This window comes from Rhizobium sp. SRI_017 (assembly GCF_057586295.1).
The window spans coordinates 1-637 of sequence record NZ_JBYCZP010000085.1 but is presented as its reverse complement, the minus strand read 5'-3'; the positions used below and the strand labels follow the sequence as shown (position 1 = coordinate 637).

The following is a 637-nucleotide window of genomic DNA, read 5'->3' as shown; positions in this document are numbered from 1 at the left end:
GTAGGCGCCGGCCGTATGCATTTCAGCCATTCCGCGCGCCCCATCGTCGCCCATGCCGGTCATGATGACACCCATCGCATTTCCGCCGGCGGAACGCGCCGCCGAGCGGAACAGCACGTCGACCGAAGGCCGATGGCGCGAAACGAGCGGGCCGGTCCGGACGGAAACGACATAGCGCGCGCCCTGCCGCTCAAGCAGCGTGTGACGGTCGCCCGGTGCGATCAGTACGTGGCCGCGCAACACCGGATCTCCATTCTCCGCTTCCTTGATCTCCACCTCGCACAGCGTGTTGAGGCGCTGCGCAAAGGCGGCGGTGAACTTCTCCGGCATATGCTGGACGATGACGAGGCCGGGAGAGTTGGCCGGTAGTTGCTCGAGCATCTCTCTCAACGCTTCGGTACCCCCGGTCGAGGCGCCGACGCAGACCACCATTTCGGTCGTCTTGGCCATGGCCCGACCGCTCGGCGGCGGCAGCACCGCGTCGGCGGTGAGTTTGGCTTGCGTTGTTGCCGAACCCACGTTGCGTCGTCCGGCACCAATCCGTGCGATCGCCGCACCCTTGACGGCGTCACGGATGCGCATGCCCGATTCCGCGAGATAGTCCGCGGCACCGATCTTCGGCTTGAGAATGACGTCA

Annotated in this window: 1 protein-coding gene; it reads right to left on the bottom strand. The window is 65.9% G+C overall.

What is annotated here, in order from left to right; genetic code table 11:
* On the bottom strand, nt 1-637 hold a 637-nt coding region (locus AC2YI2_RS35120; protein WP_487391137.1), incomplete at both ends, for a chemotaxis protein CheB.